Source organism: Streptomyces sp. TOM-9 (genome assembly GCF_056858595.1).
Genome location: NZ_JBXEQB010000001.1, coordinates 791,020 through 807,248, shown reverse-complemented (window position 1 = coordinate 807,248; position 16,229 = coordinate 791,020). Strand labels below are relative to the sequence as shown.

Here is a 16,229-nt window from a genome sequence, read left to right as displayed (position 1 = left end):
GCTGGGTCAGTGCCCGTGCGGCGCGGCGCGGTGCACCGGGCCGTGCGCCTCGCCGCAGTGGCCGTCCGCCCTGCCGGCCCCGGCGTCCGGGGCACCGCCCACGGTGAGGAGCTCGGCGGGCGCGTGGTCGACCTGCAAGGTGGTGTGGGTGAGCCCGTAGTCCGAGCCGAGCAGGTGCTCCAGGTCGCGCCGGACGGCATGGCAGTCACCGCCCGGCTCGACCAGGACGTGCGCCGACAGGGCGGCCTGGCCTGAGGTGATGGTCCAGATGTGCAGGTCGTGGACCTCGGTGACGGCGTCGTGGGCGGCGAGCCGGTCGCCCACCTCGTCCGGGTGCAGCCCTGCCGGGGCCGCCTCCAGGAAGATCCGCCCGGAGTCGCGCACCAGCCCGCACCCCGCCTTGAGCATCAGGCCGACCACCACGAGCGTCGCGATGGCGTCGGCGCGGACGAACCCGGTCAGCAGGACGACCAGGCCCGCCACGGCGGTGCCGATGAAGGCGTACAGGTCGTTCAGCACGTGCTGGAACGCGCCTTCGACGTTGAGGGACGTGCGGTTGGCCCGCGACAGGCACCATGCCGCGCCGATGTTGACGACCACTCCGGCCAGTGCGGTCACCAGCACCGGGCCGCCCGCCACGTCGGGCGGCGAGACGAGCCGCCGCACCGCCTCGTACGCCAGCCACGCGGCGAGCAGCAGCAGGGTGATGCCGTTCGCCTGCGCCGAGAGGATCTCGGCACGCTTGAGCCCGTAGGTGAAACCGCCCCGCGCCGGGCGCGCCGCCAGCCGCATCGCGACGAGCGCCAGCACGATCGAGGCGGCGTCGGTGAGCATGTGGGCGGCGTCGGAGAGCAGCGCGAGGGACCCCACCAGCACACCGACGACGACCTCGACGGCCATGAAGCCGGCGATCAGCCCCAGCGCGAGCCCCAGCCAGCGCCGGTCGGCGTTCTCGGCCACACCGTGCCCGTGCCCGTGCCCGTGCCCGTGCTCGTGATCGTGCGCGTTCATGGTGCGGCGACCTCCCCGTTCCAGGTACGACACCCGCAGGGAAACACATCGGCACACCGATCGGCAAAGACTGCACCGGTGACCGTTGTCAACTTCGATAAGACGGCGGTGACCTGCACCGACGTCCGGCCGATCACGACGCGCCCGGCTCCGCCCGCGGGACCGCCGGGACCCCCGGAGGCGGGCGGCCTCCGGGAGAACCCCCGGCGGGGTCAGGCGTTCGGACTCGCGCCGCGGGCCGCGAGCATGTCGGCCATCAGGCGTATCTCCGCCTCCTGGCCCTGGACCATGCCCGCCGCCAAGCGCCGTACCTGGTCGGTCCGGGCGAGGTCGGCGGCCGCGGCGGCCATCTCCACGCCGCCCTTGTGGTGGGCGGTGAGCAGTTGGAGGTAGAGGACCGCGGCGGCCTTGCCCCGGGCCGCGTCGAGCCGTCGCAGTTCGGTGTCCGTGGCCATGCCCGGCATCAGCGACCCGTCGTGGGGCGCGTAGGCCATGTCGTGGCCCATCCACGTCATGGGCGGCTTCGACGACGACTTGGGCAGCCCCCAGACGTCCAGCCAGCCGAGCAGCATGCCGCGCTGGTTGGCCTGCGTGTTGATCACGTCGTAGGCGAGCCTGCGGACGTCCTCGTCGTCCGTGCGGTCGCGGACGATCAGGGACATCTCCACCGCCTGCTGGTGGTGGATCGCCATGTCGCGCGCGAAGCCGGCGTCGGGTGAGTCCGTGGCCGGGGTGCCCCCGCTGCTGGGCCGTGCCGTGAGCAGGGTGAAGGCCAGGGCCGCGACGACGACCAGCGCCATGGCGCCGGCGAGCGCGAGCAGCGGCTTGCCCGCGCCCCGGACGGCGGTCACGAGGCCTTGCCTCCGGTGCAGGGCGCGCCGGGCTCGGGGGTCTGGTCGCCCTGCACATAGGTGTCGAAGAACTTCGCCACGCGCGGATCGTCGGCCTTGGTGACGCCCAACTGGTGGCCCCACGCGGTGAGGGTGATCGGTGAGGCCTGGTCCGCGTAGGGGCTCATCAGGGAGTACGGGGTCTTCGAGACGCGGGCGCCGAGCGTCTTGACGTCGGCGTCCGACGCCTTGTCGGTGTACGTGACCCACACCGCGCCGTGCTCCAGGGCGTGCACGGCGTTCTCATTGGCGACGGGCTTGTCGTAGACGTCGCCGTTGCAGTTCTGCCAGACGGGGTTGTGGTCGCCGCCTGCGGGCGGGCTCATGGGGTAGTCGACGGTCTTGTCGATGTGGTTCTGCGTGAGGCCGGACCACGTCTTCTCCCCGCTGATGGAGCCGGCGGCCGCGCTCTTCCCGCTGCTGCTGCCGCCGCTGTCGTCGCCGGCGGCGTTGACCAGGTAGACGCCGCCACCGACCAGCCCGACGAGGATGGCGGTGCAGGCGGTGACGGTGATGATCCGGTTGCGACGCTCGCGGGCCTGCTCCTGGCGGCGTATCTCCTCGACGCGCGCACGGCGGTCGGTGGCCCTGGCCTTGGAATGGGGGGAACCCATGGCATGTCCTGATTCCCCGCCGCGTCGGTGACACGGCGGTGCTGGTGAAGGGGCGGATGACGTACGGCGCGCACGGGCGGTCGCCGCCGGCGCGGTCGGCCCTTCTACGTCCGCTGGATCTGGAGCATGTACAGGTCGAGTGAGCGCACGGTGCCGGGGGACGGCGCACGCATCCCCGCGGCGGCGACCGCGGGCGGCCACACCGACGGCGGTTCCGCGCCGGCGAGGTGCGGCAGGGGCGCGGAGCCCAGGGTCACCGGCGTGTGCTCCGCGGGGGAGCAGCCGTTGTCGCGCCTGCCGGGGTCATGGCCGTCCGTGCACACCTCGTCGGCGACGTACGCGACGTGCGAGGAGACGAGGGTCCGCGCGGGGCCGTACGGGTCGTCCGGCGCCCCGGAGTGGCCGCAGACCGCGAGGGCGGCGAGCAGCCCGCACAGGACGAGGACAACACCGCTCAGGCGGGCGGGTATCGCACCGCCTCGGCCGGCTCCTCCGTCACTGCGCATCGCGGCAGATCGTACCCGCCGCCACGCGCCGTACCCGCGCCGGGTGCGCCCCGGGGGAAACCGGGGTGCAAGGCGCCGTGGGGCCCTGCCAGGCTGCTTCGCATGGACGTTCACCTGGAGCCCTGGTCGGAGGCGGCCCTTCCGCTCCTGCGGCGGATCAACATTCCCGAGATGCGGCGGCACGTCGGGGGCCCCGAGCCCGAGGAACTGCTGCTCGCCCGGCACGAGCGCTACCTGGCCCTGCCGGAAGCCGGGCCGGGCCGCATGTACGCCGTGCTCCTCGGCGACGAGCCGGTGGGCAGCATCGCGTACCACCGCCGGGACTGGCAGGGCGAACCGGTCTACGAGACCGGGTGGAACGTCCTGCCGCCGTACCAGGGCAGGGGCATCGCCACCGCGGCCGGTGCCGCGCTGATCGCCCTCGTGCACGAGGCCGCCCGCACCCCGGAGGCTCCCCACGCGCTCCACGCCTTCCCGTCCGTGCGGAACGCCCCGTCGAACGCCCTGTGCCGCCGCCTGGGGTTCACCCTGCGCGGCGCCTGCGACTTCGAGTACCCCAGGGGCAGCGGGACCTTGATGCGCAGCAACGACTGGCGCATCGAGTTCGGCGCCCCGCGTGAGGAGTTGTCCCGCCGGTCATGTGACGGCTGAACCGGGCACAGTCCGTCCGCTGTCCCGGTGTGACGATCGGGGGCAACGGGCGGCAGCGGGCGTCGGCAGTCAGGTCAGACAGCACGGCTGTCAGCCCCCCGATGCCCGACCCGCGAGCCGGACGGCGATCTGCTTCTGCACGTTGCGGTCGGCGGAGGAGGACTCCCAGTGCGCGAGCCGTTCCAGATACCGCAGTATGTTCTCCGAGCGGTCCCGGGCGAGCCACGGCGATCACATCGACACCGACCTCTCCCGTTGAGGCACCGATGAACTGGCTGCTGTCGAGAGCCATCATGGCCAAGCCCGGGCGGCCTGCGTGGATGCCGAGGAACGCCGATGATGAGCCCCGGCCCATGATGTCCCATCCGTCCAGGAGCCGGACCCGGGTCCAGGCCATCCGTACGTGGCGGCCCCAGCCCTGGTTCCGCAGGGCGGCCGGGTGCGTGTGAGTGCCGTGGGGAAGCTGGACGAGGAACTCGCGCCGGTGGTCGAAAAGACCCGATGAGACCGCGAGGCCGTACCAGTCCTCGTTGAGACGCTCGACGAGCCGTGGAGTGTCGTACGGGTGGGTGAAGCCGCCGGCGAAGTCCTCGGAACCGTACCCCGCGACGAACGGCATCACGCCCTCCGGCACGGCGTTCGGGATCACTTCGAGGCCGGCCCGCCGCAGCGGCCGGTACACCTTGCGTTCACGCTCCTGGGTGCCCACCGGTCACTGTTCTACCAGCAGCGCGCCACGAACCCCCCGGCCACGGCCCTTCAGCCGGCCGGGGTCGAGGCCGTCCTGGCGGAGCGCAGGAGGTCGCGCAGTGCCTCCAGGACCACTTCGGGTCGTTCCTCGTGGAGCCAGCCGTGTCCGGCGTCGCCGATGACGCGATGCCCGCCGCGGGGGACGGAGGCGGCGAGGCGTGCGTGGAGGTCGAGTTTGGCGGCGTTCATTTCGCGGACGGTGTCCTCCGACCACAGGTGGGCCTGGGTGGGGTCGACGCCCATCGCGGACAGCACGATCAGCGGTACGTCGGGGAGGGCGGGGGCGTCGCGCAGTTCGCCCGCGACGACGTCGTGGACGTTCCTGTCCTCGTCCCAGCCGGTCCGCCACCGGGTGAGGTGGTACTCGGCAAGCGGTTCGCGGACGCCGTCCGGCCAGCGCGCGAAGTGCCGCGCGAGGGCTGCCCGTGACTGCTCGATCTGCTCCGGCGTCGCCTCGGGGAGTTCGGCGCTCCGCATCCGTTCCACCTTGTCGCGGATCTCCTGCGACGCCCGTGCGTACATGTCCTCGTGGAAGGGGTCCAGCAGGAGGAGCCCCGCCACCTCGCCGGGGTACCGCTGCGCGAAGCGGCGGGCGTAGGCGGCGCCCAGTGAGTGGCCGACCAAGAGGTACGGACCGGGGACTTCGGCCGTGTGGAGCAGGACGTGCAGTTCACCGGTGACGTCGGCCGCCGTGCGGGGGAGCGGCACGGGGGTGCTCCAGCCGGTGCCGCCGCGGTCGTAGAGGACGGACGTGGTGAGGGCGGCGACACGGTCGTGGAGGTTCACGTAGTCCAGGCCGACCATGCCCGCGCCGGGCACGAGCACCACGGTGGGGCCGCCGGTGCCGGAGCGGTGCAGCAGCAACTGCTCGCCGTCGACGTCGTGAAGCCGTCCGAGTGGCGGCGCCCCGAGGACGGTGGTGCCGGGTCGGTCCTCGGTGTGCGGCTGGCGGGTCATCTGCGGTCTCCTCCCGTACGTTCTACGTTCTCAACTTTGAGAAAGGTATCCGACATGAGATCGTACGTCCATGGACACGGTCGACCTGCTGCTGCACCCCGTGCGGCTGCGCATCGTGCACGCCATGTCGGGGAACCGGACGCTCACCACGTCGCAGTTGTGCGACCTGCTGCCGGACGTCTCCAAGGCAACCGTCTACCGCCACGTCGGTCTCCTCGCGGACGGGGGAGTGCTCGAGGTCGAGGGCGAGCAGCGCGTACGCGGCGCCGTCGAGCGCCGCTACCGGCTCCGCCGCGAACGGGCCGTGGTCGACGCGGAGACGGCGGCGTCGGTGTCACGGGAGGACCACCGCAGGGTCTTCGCGGTCGCCATGGCGGCGTTGATGGCCGAGTTCAACGCCTACCTCGACCGGGACGGCGCCGACCCGGCCGCCGATCTCGTCGGCTACCGCCAGCACGCTCTCTGGCTGAGCGACGAGGAACGCGCCACGCTCATCGCCGACCTGCGGCGGGTCCTGCTGCCCCGGCTGGCCAACGGCCCGGCCCCCGGGCGGACGCGGCACCTCGTCAGCCCGATCCTGTTCCCCGCCGAGGAGCCCCAGGGCCCGGGCGGCCCGGCCTGACACCCGGCGTCAACGGCGGTGGCGGGCCCGCCGCTTGGAGGAGCGGCGGTCCGTCACCAGGAAGACGACCAACAGCGCCGCGACGACGCAGATCGCCACGGTCTCGGCCGCGAAGATCAGTTCGCCGAACCCGTCGTCCCCGCCTCGACGGGAGGGACGTAGACCTCCCGTGACGGACCGGTGGAGGGCGCGCCGTAGGGCATGCCGAAGCGCAGGGGCACCATGCGGAGGCTCATCGCCGGTCAGTATCGCGGGCTCCGGCCCGCCGCGGGACGGGACGCCCGGACCGGGGGCGCCCGCACCGTGGCCGCGCGCCGGGTCAGCTCGTGAGCGCCGGGAGCGCGGCGGGACGGCGGAAGAGCCACCGCAGGAACGTCCGCCGCGGCGGACGCGCCCGCACCTGCCCGAACTCCACCTCACCCACCAGCTCCACGCGCAGGGCCACCGGTGTCGCCGGGCCGGCGGCCGGCCGGATGTCCACCTTGCCGAAGCTGACGGCCAGCTCGTCGGCGTCCACCACGATCCCGGGCCGCGTCACCAGCACCAGGGAGCCACCGCGGACGTCCACGTCGATGCGGAGGGTGTCCTGCGTGATCACGGCGCCGGTGAAGTCGAGCAGCACCTCGCCCCACTCCGACTGGACCTCCATGCGCCGCGGCACGACCCACCGGTCGGCGCGGCGGAACGAGCCCCCTCGGTGGTCGACCCGGACCAGGTCCTTGACGTCCCCGACGGCCACGCCCGGCGCCCCCGCGGCCGCCGGAAGGTCGGCGGTGAGCGGTGCCAGTTCGTCGAGCGTACGGGCCGACAGGGCGGCCTCCAGGCGCTCGTCCAGCTCGTCGGCGGACAGCAGCCCGTCGCCCGCGGCCACGGTCAGGACGTCCACCACCCGGTCCCGGTCCGCGTGCGAGGCCCGCAGTGGGGGCGGCGCGAGCGGCGCGCCCGTAGCGGACGGCCCACCCGCGGGCGGGATCTCCTCCGGCATGTCCCCACCCCGTTCTGGTCGGCGGCTTCGGTGAGACGCGATACACAGGTCGCGAACTAACGCTATATCGCGTCCTGGTCGCGAGCCAAGCCCGCACCCCGGCCATCCGAGCCGTATCCCGGTCCGGCCTGCCAGGGCGCCGTCAGGATCGTGTAATTTCCCCAGTGGAGTGCCGGGAAGTCTGGTCGGCGGCAAGTGTTCACCGTCAGCCGTACGCGGCTCCTCCCGTGGGGACCCTCACATGACCGTCCTGACCGCCGTCCTTCTCCTCGTGGCACTGGCCACCATGGTGGCCACGGGCGCCAGGCACTGGCGGATCCCCGCCCCCTCGCTGCTGGTCGTCGCCGGGCTCGTCGCCGGACTGCTGCCGTGGGTCCCGGCGGTGCACGTGGCGCCGGAGGTGATCAGCGTCGTGGTCCTCCCGCCGCTGCTGTACGCCTCGGCCGAGGAGATCTCCTGGCGCGAACTCCGGCCGGTGTGGCGACCGGTGACCGTCCTCGCCTTCGGTCTCGTCGTGGCCTCGGCCGCCGCCGTCGCGGCCGTCGCGGCCCGGCTGACACCACTGGGCGCGCCGATGGCCCTGGTGCTCGGAGCCGTCCTGGCCAGTACGGACCCCGTTGCGGTGACGGCCCTGGGGCGCAGGCTTGCGCTGCCGCCCCGAGTGCGCACCCTGGTGCAGGCGGAGAGCCTCTTCAACGACGCGACGAGCCTGGTGCTGTTCAAGGTCGCCGTCGGGACCGCGGTCGCCACCGGGGCGTTCGCCCTGCCCGCTGCCGCAGGCCGTTTCGCCGGGCTCGGCGGCGGCGGTGCGCTCGTCGGCGCCGCGGTTGCCGGAGCCGTCGCGCTCATCCGCAGGAGAACGGAGGACCCGGTCCTCGAGACGGTCGTTTCCCTGGTCACCCCGTACGCCGCCTTTGTGCTCGCCGAGGACCTGCACACCTCCGGCGTCACGGCCGTGGTCGTGGCCGGAGTGGTGATGGGCAGTACCGGTCACCGGTTCACCAACGCGCCGATCAGGCTGCAGGTGCACGCCGTCCACCGGACCGTCGTGTTCCTCCTGGAGAGCGTCGTGTTCGCGCTCATCGGCCTGCAACTGCCCACCCTCGTACGCGAACTCGACCCCGTCGAGCGTGGATGGCCGCTGGCGGCCGGCGTGGTGGCGGTGGCGGCGACGCTCATCGTCGTACGGCTGCTGTGGGTCTTCCCGCTCTCCGCAGTGATGCAGTTCCGCCGCAAGGACGGTCCCGTCTCGTGGCGGGTGCCCCTGGTGACGTCCTGGGCGGGGACCCGTGGGGTCATGCCGCTGGCCGCGGCACTCTCCATCCCGTTGGCCACGCAGAGCGGCGCACCGCTCCCGCACCGCTCCCTGCTGCTGAGCCTCACCACGGGTGTGGTGGTGCTGACCCTGGTGGTGCAGGGATTCACCTTGGCCCCCGTGGTCCGCCGCTCCGGCATCGCGCTGGAACCGGAACACACCGCGCGCGAGGAGTCGCAGGCCCGGGATGCGCTTTCCCGTGCCGGTCTGAGCTACCTGGACCAGCTCGACGACCTCGAGGCCGTACCCGAGTCCGTGATCGTGCCGTTGCGTCGGCAGTTGGAGGCCGAACTCGAGCCCAGGGACGGCGTTGCCGGTTCGGACCGGTACGCCGATCCGTCCGGCCTCGCCGCAGCCCACCGGGAGCTGCGGCGAGCCCTGATAGGCGTGCAGAGCCGCGAACTGCGCAGACTTTACGAAGCCAACCTGGTGGGCGACGGTACATGGCGCAATGTCCAGCGGGCCCTGGACCTGGAGGAGGCCGGGCTCAGGGAGTGACGAAACCGTGCCGCCGCCACCTGGCGCCGAACCGCCGCCCGCTTCCGCCACCCCGGGCCGACGGCACTCCGGGCGCGGACGGCACGGCCAGGACCGGGCAGCGGGCGTACGTGAAGCAGTGGGCGGCGACGGACGGCGCGAAGAGCCGCTGCCACGGGCCGTGGGAACCGGCACCGACCACCAGCAACCCCGCGCCCTCGCCGGCCACCTCCACCAGCGCCGGTCCCGGGCGGCCCAGCGCGAGGACCGGACGCAGCGGGGGGTCCAGCGGCAGGTCGCCGTCGAAGGCGGCGTCCAGGGCCATGAGGAGCCGGCGCCGGGCCAGCCGTCGCCACCGGTCGGGGTCCGGCGGGGGTGGCGGCCACCGGCTCTGCGTCGCACCGGCACCGTCCCAGGCCGTCTCCCATGCGGTGACCACGGTCAGCACGCAATCCCGCCGCCGGGCCTCCTCGGCGGCCCGGCGCAGCGCCACCACGCTCACGGGGGAGCCGCTGACGCCGACGACGACGCACTCTTCGCGGACCTCACTCATGCCTCCCATGAAACGCCCGGAAACGCGCGGACCAGGGGTCCTTGTCGCGATCCTGACGCCGTCCGCGCCACCCGCGAGAGCCGCGCCGTTAACGTTCGCGCGCTCGCCGTAAACGTCGCGTCAGGGATCGCACCCACCCCCCGGACGGCGGGCATAGCGTCCCTGGTGCGTCCCGGAACGCCGGCCCCGGCCGGGGCGCCCCAGGAACCGCAGCAGGTGCCGCAGCAGGAGGAAGCCATGACAGAGCTCATGTACGGGGACGACCCCGAGCCTTCGGATCCGTCCCCGGCCGGACGACACCGGGAGACGTTGTACGTCCCCGTCCGGCCGGGACCCGTGGGATGCGTCGCGCGCATGTTCCGCACGCCCCTGGGCGGCCGCACGGCCGTCGGCTTCACCACCACCGAGCGCCTCACCGAGACGCTCGGCGCCGACCAGCAGTGGATCACCCTGTCGGAATCCGCGCTGCGGTCGCTCGCCCGGCCGCTGGGCGTCACGGCACTGACCGTGGACCCGCAGTTCGCCGCACCCGCCGTGTCGGACGTACCGGAGGAAACCGGTCGCCGGCTCGACCCCCAGACCCTCGGGGTCCTCAGGGTCACCGGCGCGGTCGCGCTGGTCGACGCCCTGGCCCTGTGGATCGGCTGAAAGGAGCGCCGTCATGACTCTCGTCACCGAGCACCTGGAGACCGCGTACCCGGACGCCGACCTGTCGGTGTGGCCCGCGTCCGCCTCCTCCGCCCCCCACGGTGAGGTCACCGTGGGCGGGGTCGCCCTCACGGAGATCGCCGAACGCTTCGGCACCCCTGCTTACGTCCTGGACGAGGGCGAGGTACGCGACCGCTGCCGCGCCTACCGCGCGGCCTTCCCCGACGGCGACGTGCTGTACGCCGCCAAGGCCTTCATGTGCCGTGCCATGGCCCACTGGGTGGACGAGGAAGGCCTCGGCCTCGACGTCTGCTCGGCCGGGGAGCTCGAGCTCGCGGTCGTCACCGGCTTCCCGCCGGAGCGCATCCTGCTCCATGGCAACGCCAAGAGCCCGGAGGACCTGGCCACGGCGCTGCGCCTCGGCGTGGGCCGGATCGTGATCGACAGCACCGGCGAGATCGCCCGGCTGGCGGCCCACGTCCCGCCGGGGGACCGGCAGAAGGTGCTGCTCCGCATCGTGCCGGGCATCGCCGCCGGTCACCACAACGCGGTGCGCACCGGCACCGACGACCAGAAGTTCGGGCTGTCCCTGACCGACGGATCGGCGCAGCACGCCATCGCGCGCGTGCTGGAGCAGCCACGGCTGGAACTGGTCGGCCTCCACTGCCACCTGGGCTCGCAGATCAGCAGCGTCAAGCCGTACCTCGCGGCCGTGCGCCGGCTGGTCGGGCTGCTGGCCGCCGTACGCAGGCAGCACGGCGTCACGCTGCCGGAGCTGGACCTGGGCGGCGGGCACGCGGTCGCCTACCGGCCGGGCGAGGCGGCGATGGACCTGACGACGCTGTCCGCGCGGATACGCGCCGAGCTCGCCGAGGGCTGCGCGGCCGCCGGGCTGCCGGTTCCGCGGCTGACGGTGGAGCCGGGCCGCGCGATCGTGGGTCCCGCCGGTGTCGCGCTGTACCACGTGCTGTCGGTCAAGCGCACCGGCGGACAGACCTTCGTGGCCGTCGACGGCGGCATGAGCGACAACCCGCGGCCCGCCCTGTACGGGGTGCGCTACAGCCCCCGGCTGATCGGCCGTCACTCCACGGAGGAGCCGGCCCTGATGACCGTGGTCGGCCGGCACTGCGAGGCCGGTGACATCCTCGCCTCGGCGGTGCCCCTGCCGGCCGACGTCCGGCCCGGGGACCTGCTGGCGGTGCCGGTCGCGGGCGCCTACCACCTGTCGATGGCGTCCACGTACAACCTCGTCGGCCGTCCGCCGGTCGTCGCGGTCCACGAGGGCCGGGCCCGGCTGCTGGTCCGCCGCGAGTCGCTCGCCGACTTCCGCAACCGCGACATCGGGCTCTGAGCCCCGGGGCCCCGGGGCCCCACGACCAGGCGTCCCCGACGCCGTCCGAACGCCCTCCGGGCAGGTGATGTCCCCGCGTCCCCCTGCCCGGAGGTGCGCCATGCCCATTTCCGTTCCAAGAGGCCCGGTCCACGGGTCCCGATCCACCAGAAGAGAGAGTCCGGTGAGTGTGGAGTACGCCGTCCGCCTGATCGTCGCGGAGGGAATCCGATGACCATCGCACCCGCACCCGTCAGACCGGACCGTGAAAGCCCCGTCCTTCCCCCCGAGGCCGGCGGGAAGCGCCGTGTCGGCGCAGGACTGCTCGACCCCGGACAGCTGTGGCTCGCCCTTCCCGACGCCCTGCGCAAGCTCAACCCGGTGACGCTGGTCCGCAACCCGATCATGTTCGTCACCGAGGTCGGCGCGGCCCTGACCACCGGGCTGGCCCTCGTCCATCCGACCCTGTTCGGCTGGCTGATCACGGTGTGGCTCTGGCTGACCGTCGTCTTCGGCAACCTCGCCGAGGCCGTCGCCGAGAGCCGCGGCAAGGCCCAGGCCGACTCCTTGCGCCGCATGCGCAAGCTGACCACCGCCCGCCGGCTGACGGAGGACGGCGAGAAGGTGGTGCACGCCATCGCGCTGCGCCGCGGTGACACCATCGTCGTCGAGGCCGGGGAGACGATCCCTGGTGACGGCGATGTCGTCGAAGGCGTCGCCAGCGTCGACGAGTCCGCCATCACCGGCGAGTCCGCACCCGTCATCCGCGAGGCGGGCGGCGACCGATCGGCCGTCACCGGCGGCACCAAGGTGCTGTCCGACCGTATCGTCGTGCGCATCACCCAGGAGTCCGGACGCAGCTTCCTGGACCGGATGATCGGCCTGGTCGAGGGCGCCAACCGGCAGAAGACGCCGAACGAGCTCGCCCTCAACCTGCTGCTCGTCATGCTGACCTTCGTCTTCCTGGTCGCCGTCGTCACCCTGCAGCCCATGGCGATCTTCTCCAAGGGCTTCATGGGAGCCGCTCCCGACAGCGCCGCCATGACCGCCGACGGCGTCACCGGCATCGTCCTGGTCTCGCTGCTCGTCTGCCTCATCCCGACGACGATCGGCGCCCTGCTGTCGGCCATCGGCATCGCCGGAATGGACCGCCTGGTGCAGCGCAACGTCCTGGCCTCCTCCGGCCGCGCCGTCGAGGCCGCCGGCGACGTGAACACGCTCCTGCTCGACAAGACCGGCACCATCACCTACGGCAACCGGCAGGCGAGCGCCTTCCTGCCGGTCGGGGCCGTCGAGCCCGAACAGTTCGCCCAGGCCGCGCTGCTGTCGAGCCTCGCCGACCGGACCCCGGAGGGGCGATCCATCGTCGCCCACGCCCGCGAGCACCACGCGCTGTCCCACCACAAGGCCGACGAGATCGACCTGCCCGACGCCCGGTGGGTGGCCTTCAGCGCCACCACCCGCATGTCCGGGGTGGACCTCCCCGAAGGAAGGAAGCTGCGCAAGGGCGCCGCCGCCGCGGTCGCCGCCTGGGTCCGCGACGAGGGCGGCACGGTCCCGGCGGGCATGGACGTGTACGTCGAGCAGGTGTCCGCCGCGGGCGGGACACCGCTCGCCGTCGCCGAACTCCCGGCCGGCAACGGCCCCGCGCGCGTCCTGGGCGTCATCCACCTCAAGGACGTCGTCAAGCCCGGCCTGCGCGAACGCTTCGAGGAGATGCGGCGGATGGGCATCCGCACCGTGATGATCACCGGCGACAACCCGGTGACCGCCCGCGCCATCGCCGAGGAGGCGGGCGTGGACGACTTCCTCGCCGAGGCGACCCCCGAGGACAAGCTCGCCCTGATCAAGCACGAGCAGGCCGGCGGCCACCTCGTCGCCATGACCGGCGACGGCACCAACGACGCACCGGCACTGGCGCAGGCGGACGTGGGTGTCGCCATGAACACCGGCACCTCGGCCGCCAAGGAGGCCGGCAACATGGTCGACCTCGACTCCGACCCCACGAAGATCGTGGAGATCGTCGAGATCGGCAAGCAACTCCTCATCACCCGCGGCGCGCTGACGACCTTCTCGATCGCGAACGACATCGCCAAGTACTTCGCGATCCTCCCCGCGATGTTCGGCGGGGTCTACCCGGCCCTCGACGCGGTGAACATCATGCGGCTGCACTCGCCCGCCTCGGCGATCCTGTCGGCCGTCGTCTTCAACGCCGTCGTCATCGTCGCGCTGATCCCGCTCGCCCTGCGGGGCGTCCGCTACCGGCCCAGCAGTGCCTCGGCGCTCCTCACCCGCAACCTGTGGGTGTACGGCCTCGGCGGGGTGGTCGTGCCGTTCCTCGCGATCAAGCTCATCGACGTCGCCCTCGTCCAGTTCATCCCGGGGATCTGACCATGGCTGACACCTCCACGCTGCCCCGCTGGGCCGCGCACCACCTCGCGGCCCTCCGCATGGTGCTCGCGCTCACCCTCCTCGTCGGACTGGCCTACCCCCTCGGTATGACGCTGCTCGCCCAGGTGCCGGGCCTGCGTGACGCCTCGTCAGCCGACACACTCATCGGCAAGGCCTACACCGACTCCCAGGGCAACGCGCTGCCCGGCTACTTCCAGTCGCGCCCCTCCAACGCGGGCGACGGCTACGACACCGCGGCCTCCGGCGCCGGCAACCAGGGCGCCGAGAGCGTCGTCGACACCCCCGACAAGCCCAGCCTGCTCACCCAGGTGTGCTCGCGCAGCAAGGCGGTCGGTGAGCTCGAGCACGTCGACGGCGCCCGCCCCTACTGCACCCCCGACGGCGTCGGCGCCGTGCTCGCCGTCTTCCGTCAGGGCGGCACCACGGGCCGCGTGACCCGCGTCGTCAGCCTCAACCAGCTCTGTCCCGCACGGCCGTTCCTCACGGCCTACGAGCACGTGGCCGTCCGCTGCGCGGAACCCGGCGCCGACTACACCCGCGCCGTCGTCACCCCCGTACGCGGCGACGCGCCGGCCCGCCCCGCGGTCCCCGCCGACGCGGTGACCGCCGGCGGCAGCGGCCTCGACCCCGACATCAGCCCCGCGTACGCGGGCCTCCAGGCACCTCGTGTCGCCCGCGAGCGGGCGGTCGGCGAGGACACCGTGCGCGCCCTGATCGCGAAGTACACCACCGGCCGCGCCCTCGGCGTGCTCGGCGAGCCCGCCGTCAACGTCGTCGAGCTCAACGCAGCCCTGGACCGCACCCACCCGACGCGCGGAGCGTGAGAGCAGACATGTACGGCTGGATCCAGGCCTCCCTCGTCATCGCCGTCGTGGTGGGCCTCCACGTCCCCCTCGGCGACTACATGGCACGCGCCCTCGAGGGCGGTCGCCACCTGAGACCCGAACGCACCCTCTACCGCCTGTGCGGCGTCGACCCGGACAAGGAACAGGACTGGCGGCACTACCTGTTCGCGCTGCTGGCCTTCTCGGCCGTGAGCATCGCCGCCCTGTTCGCCCTGTTCACCCTGCAGGACCGGCTGCCGTGGTCGCTCGGCCGCGACGGCATGCCGTGGCGGCTCGCCCTGCACACCGCCGTCAGCTTCACCACCAACACCAGCTGGCAGAACTACGCGGGTGAGTCCACCACCGGCCACCTCGCCGTCATGGCCGGCCTGGGCACCCAGGCGTTCGCCTCCGGCGCGGTCGGCATCTGCGTCGCGCTGGCCCTCGTCCGCGGGCTGGTCCGGCGTGACACCGACCGGCTCGGCAACTTCTGGGTCGACCTCGTCCGCAGCGTCTTCCGCGTCTTCCTGCCCCTCGCGGTCGTCTCCGGACTCCTGCTGATCGCGCTCGGAGTGCCGCAGCACCTGTCGGGGAGCGACCAGCTCGCCGCCCCCGTCGGCTCCTGGGAGTCCATCAAGCTGATGTCCGGCGACGGCGGCGGTGTCTTCAACGCCAACAGCGCCCACCCCCTGGAGAACCCCTCGGCCTGGAGCAACACGCTCGAGATCGTGCTCATGCTCCTCATCCCGACCGCCCTGATCCGCACCTACGGCCGGCTCGTCGGCAGCCTGAAGCAGAGCTGGACCCTCCTCGCGGTGGTCGGCATCCTCTTCGGGCTGCTGCTGGCCGCCGCCAACCTCGCCCAGAGCGCCCACACCGGCACCGTCAGCGCCGCGGTGGGCGGCCAGACCGAGGGCACCGAGACCCGGTTCGGCGTCCCGGCGAGCACCCTGTTCGGCGTGTCGGCCACCGCCTCGGCGGACGGCGCCGCCAACTCCTCTTACGACAGCTTCTCCAGCCTCGGCGGCGGCGTCCTGCTGGCGGGCATGATGCTCGGCGAGATCGCGCCCGGCGGCACCGGGAGCGGCCTGTACGGACTGCTCGTGGCCGTCCTCATCGCGGTCTTCGTCGGCGGCCTGATGGTCGGCCGCACCCCCGAGTACCTGCGCAAGCGGATCGGCACCGGGGAGATGCGGTACGTCGTGCTCTACGCGCTCGTCGCGCCCACGGCGATCCTGGTGTGCTCGGCCATCGCCGTCGCCCTGCCCGGCGGGCGCTCCTCGATGGGCAACCCCGGCCCGCACGGCCTGACCGAACTCGTCTACGCGTACACCAGCAACACGGCCAGCAACGGCAGCGCGATGGCCGGCTTCAACGGCGCCACCGACCTGCACAACCTGCTGATGGTCGTCGCCATGCTGATCGGCCGCTACGTCCCCGTGGTGTTCGTCCTCGCGCTGGCGGGACGCCTCGCGCGCCAGCGGGCCGGTGTGGTCACGGTCGGCACGCTGCGCCCGCACGGGGTCAACTTCGTCGTCCTGGCCACCGGCGCCGCCCTGATCCTCGCCCTGCTGAACTTCCTGCCCGTCCTGTCCCTCGGCCCGGTGGCGGAGGGACTGCTGTAGTGCCGACGGTCGGTCACCCCCCGATGCGAAGCTGAGGGGGTGACGAGGACCCAGTACTT

The 16,229-nt window shown here is 72.8% G+C and carries 15 protein-coding genes; 8 read left to right on the top strand and 7 right to left on the bottom strand.

Features of this window, described 5'->3' with window-relative positions; genetic code table 11:
* Window positions 1-6: 6 nt before the first annotated feature.
* From AC1VWI_RS03640 to AC1VWI_RS03625, 4 genes are all read right to left on the bottom strand, one after another.
* Window positions 7-1,011, bottom strand: a complete 1,005-nt coding sequence (locus tag AC1VWI_RS03640) for a cation diffusion facilitator family transporter (protein ID WP_499509444.1) — start codon at window positions 1,009-1,011, stop codon at window positions 7-9.
* Window positions 1,012-1,223: 212 nt separating this feature from the next.
* Window positions 1,224-1,811, bottom strand: a complete 588-nt coding sequence (locus AC1VWI_RS03635; protein ID WP_499516708.1) for a DUF305 domain-containing protein — start codon at window positions 1,809-1,811, stop codon at window positions 1,224-1,226.
* Window positions 1,812-1,858: 47 nt separating this feature from the next.
* A complete protein-coding gene (locus tag AC1VWI_RS03630; protein ID WP_499509443.1) occupies window positions 1,859-2,515 on the bottom strand; it encodes a thioredoxin-like domain-containing protein in 657 nt (218 codons plus the stop codon).
* A gap of 104 nt (window positions 2,516-2,619) precedes the next feature.
* The gene (locus AC1VWI_RS03625) at window positions 2,620-3,021 is read right to left on the bottom strand and encodes a hypothetical protein (protein ID WP_499509442.1); all 402 of its coding nucleotides are present in this window, start codon (window positions 3,019-3,021) and stop codon (window positions 2,620-2,622) included.
* A 102-nt stretch (window positions 3,022-3,123) separates the two neighbouring features.
* Between AC1VWI_RS03625 and AC1VWI_RS03620 the strand changes: the two genes are divergently transcribed.
* Complete coding sequence (locus tag AC1VWI_RS03620; protein WP_499509441.1) at window positions 3,124-3,672, top strand: GNAT family N-acetyltransferase; 549 nt, start codon at window positions 3,124-3,126, stop codon at window positions 3,670-3,672.
* A 759-nt stretch (window positions 3,673-4,431) separates the two neighbouring features.
* On the opposite strand, the gene AC1VWI_RS03615 is transcribed toward AC1VWI_RS03620, so the two are convergent.
* Window positions 4,432-5,379: an alpha/beta fold hydrolase gene (locus AC1VWI_RS03615; RefSeq protein WP_499509440.1), complete on the bottom strand. Its 948-nt coding sequence runs from the start codon at window positions 5,377-5,379 to the stop codon at window positions 4,432-4,434.
* A 70-nt stretch (window positions 5,380-5,449) separates the two neighbouring features.
* Here AC1VWI_RS03615 and AC1VWI_RS03610 point away from each other — a divergent pair, with 70 nt between their 5' ends.
* The gene (locus AC1VWI_RS03610) at window positions 5,450-6,001 is read left to right on the top strand and encodes a helix-turn-helix domain-containing protein (RefSeq protein ID WP_499509439.1); all 552 of its coding nucleotides are present in this window, start codon (window positions 5,450-5,452) and stop codon (window positions 5,999-6,001) included.
* A gap of 319 nt (window positions 6,002-6,320) precedes the next feature.
* Here AC1VWI_RS03610 and AC1VWI_RS03605 read toward each other — a convergent pair whose 3' ends face one another.
* Complete coding sequence (locus AC1VWI_RS03605; protein WP_499509438.1) at window positions 6,321-6,986, bottom strand: DUF1707 SHOCT-like domain-containing protein; 666 nt, start codon at window positions 6,984-6,986, stop codon at window positions 6,321-6,323.
* A 241-nt stretch (window positions 6,987-7,227) separates the two neighbouring features.
* On the opposite strand from AC1VWI_RS03605, the gene AC1VWI_RS03600 reads away from it, so the two are divergent.
* The gene (locus AC1VWI_RS03600) at window positions 7,228-8,799 is read left to right on the top strand and encodes a Na+/H+ antiporter (RefSeq protein ID WP_499509437.1); all 1,572 of its coding nucleotides are present in this window, start codon (window positions 7,228-7,230) and stop codon (window positions 8,797-8,799) included.
* Here the strand turns inward: AC1VWI_RS03600 and AC1VWI_RS03595 are convergent.
* Complete coding sequence (locus AC1VWI_RS03595) at window positions 8,789-9,331, bottom strand: universal stress protein (protein WP_499509436.1); 543 nt, start codon at window positions 9,329-9,331, stop codon at window positions 8,789-8,791. The two genes, AC1VWI_RS03600 and AC1VWI_RS03595, sit on opposite strands and share 11 nt — an antisense overlap.
* A gap of 237 nt (window positions 9,332-9,568) precedes the next feature.
* Here AC1VWI_RS03595 and AC1VWI_RS03590 point away from each other — a divergent pair, with 237 nt between their 5' ends.
* The 5 genes from AC1VWI_RS03590 (at window position 9,569) to kdpA (ending at window position 16,170) form a co-directional block, all read left to right on the top strand.
* Window positions 9,569-9,979 (top strand): SAV_915 family protein, encoded by a 411-nt coding sequence (locus AC1VWI_RS03590; RefSeq protein WP_499509435.1) that lies wholly within the window; start codon window positions 9,569-9,571, stop codon window positions 9,977-9,979.
* A gap of 13 nt (window positions 9,980-9,992) precedes the next feature.
* Window positions 9,993-11,330 (top strand): diaminopimelate decarboxylase, encoded by a 1,338-nt coding sequence (gene lysA / locus AC1VWI_RS03585; protein ID WP_499509434.1) that lies wholly within the window; start codon window positions 9,993-9,995, stop codon window positions 11,328-11,330.
* A 210-nt stretch (window positions 11,331-11,540) separates the two neighbouring features.
* Complete coding sequence (kdpB, locus tag AC1VWI_RS03580; RefSeq protein WP_499509433.1) at window positions 11,541-13,700, top strand: potassium-transporting ATPase subunit KdpB; 2,160 nt, start codon at window positions 11,541-11,543, stop codon at window positions 13,698-13,700.
* 2 nt (window positions 13,701-13,702) lie between these two features.
* On the top strand, window positions 13,703-14,545 hold the full coding sequence (locus AC1VWI_RS03575; RefSeq protein ID WP_499509432.1) for a potassium-transporting ATPase subunit C: 843 nt from the start codon (window positions 13,703-13,705) through the stop codon (window positions 14,543-14,545).
* Entirely contained in the window at window positions 14,542-16,170 is a 1,629-nt protein-coding gene (gene kdpA, locus AC1VWI_RS03570; protein ID WP_499509431.1) for a potassium-transporting ATPase subunit KdpA, read from the top strand. The genes AC1VWI_RS03575 and kdpA overlap by 4 nt, the downstream gene beginning before the upstream one ends.
* The last annotated feature ends 59 nt before the right edge of the window (window positions 16,171-16,229 follow it).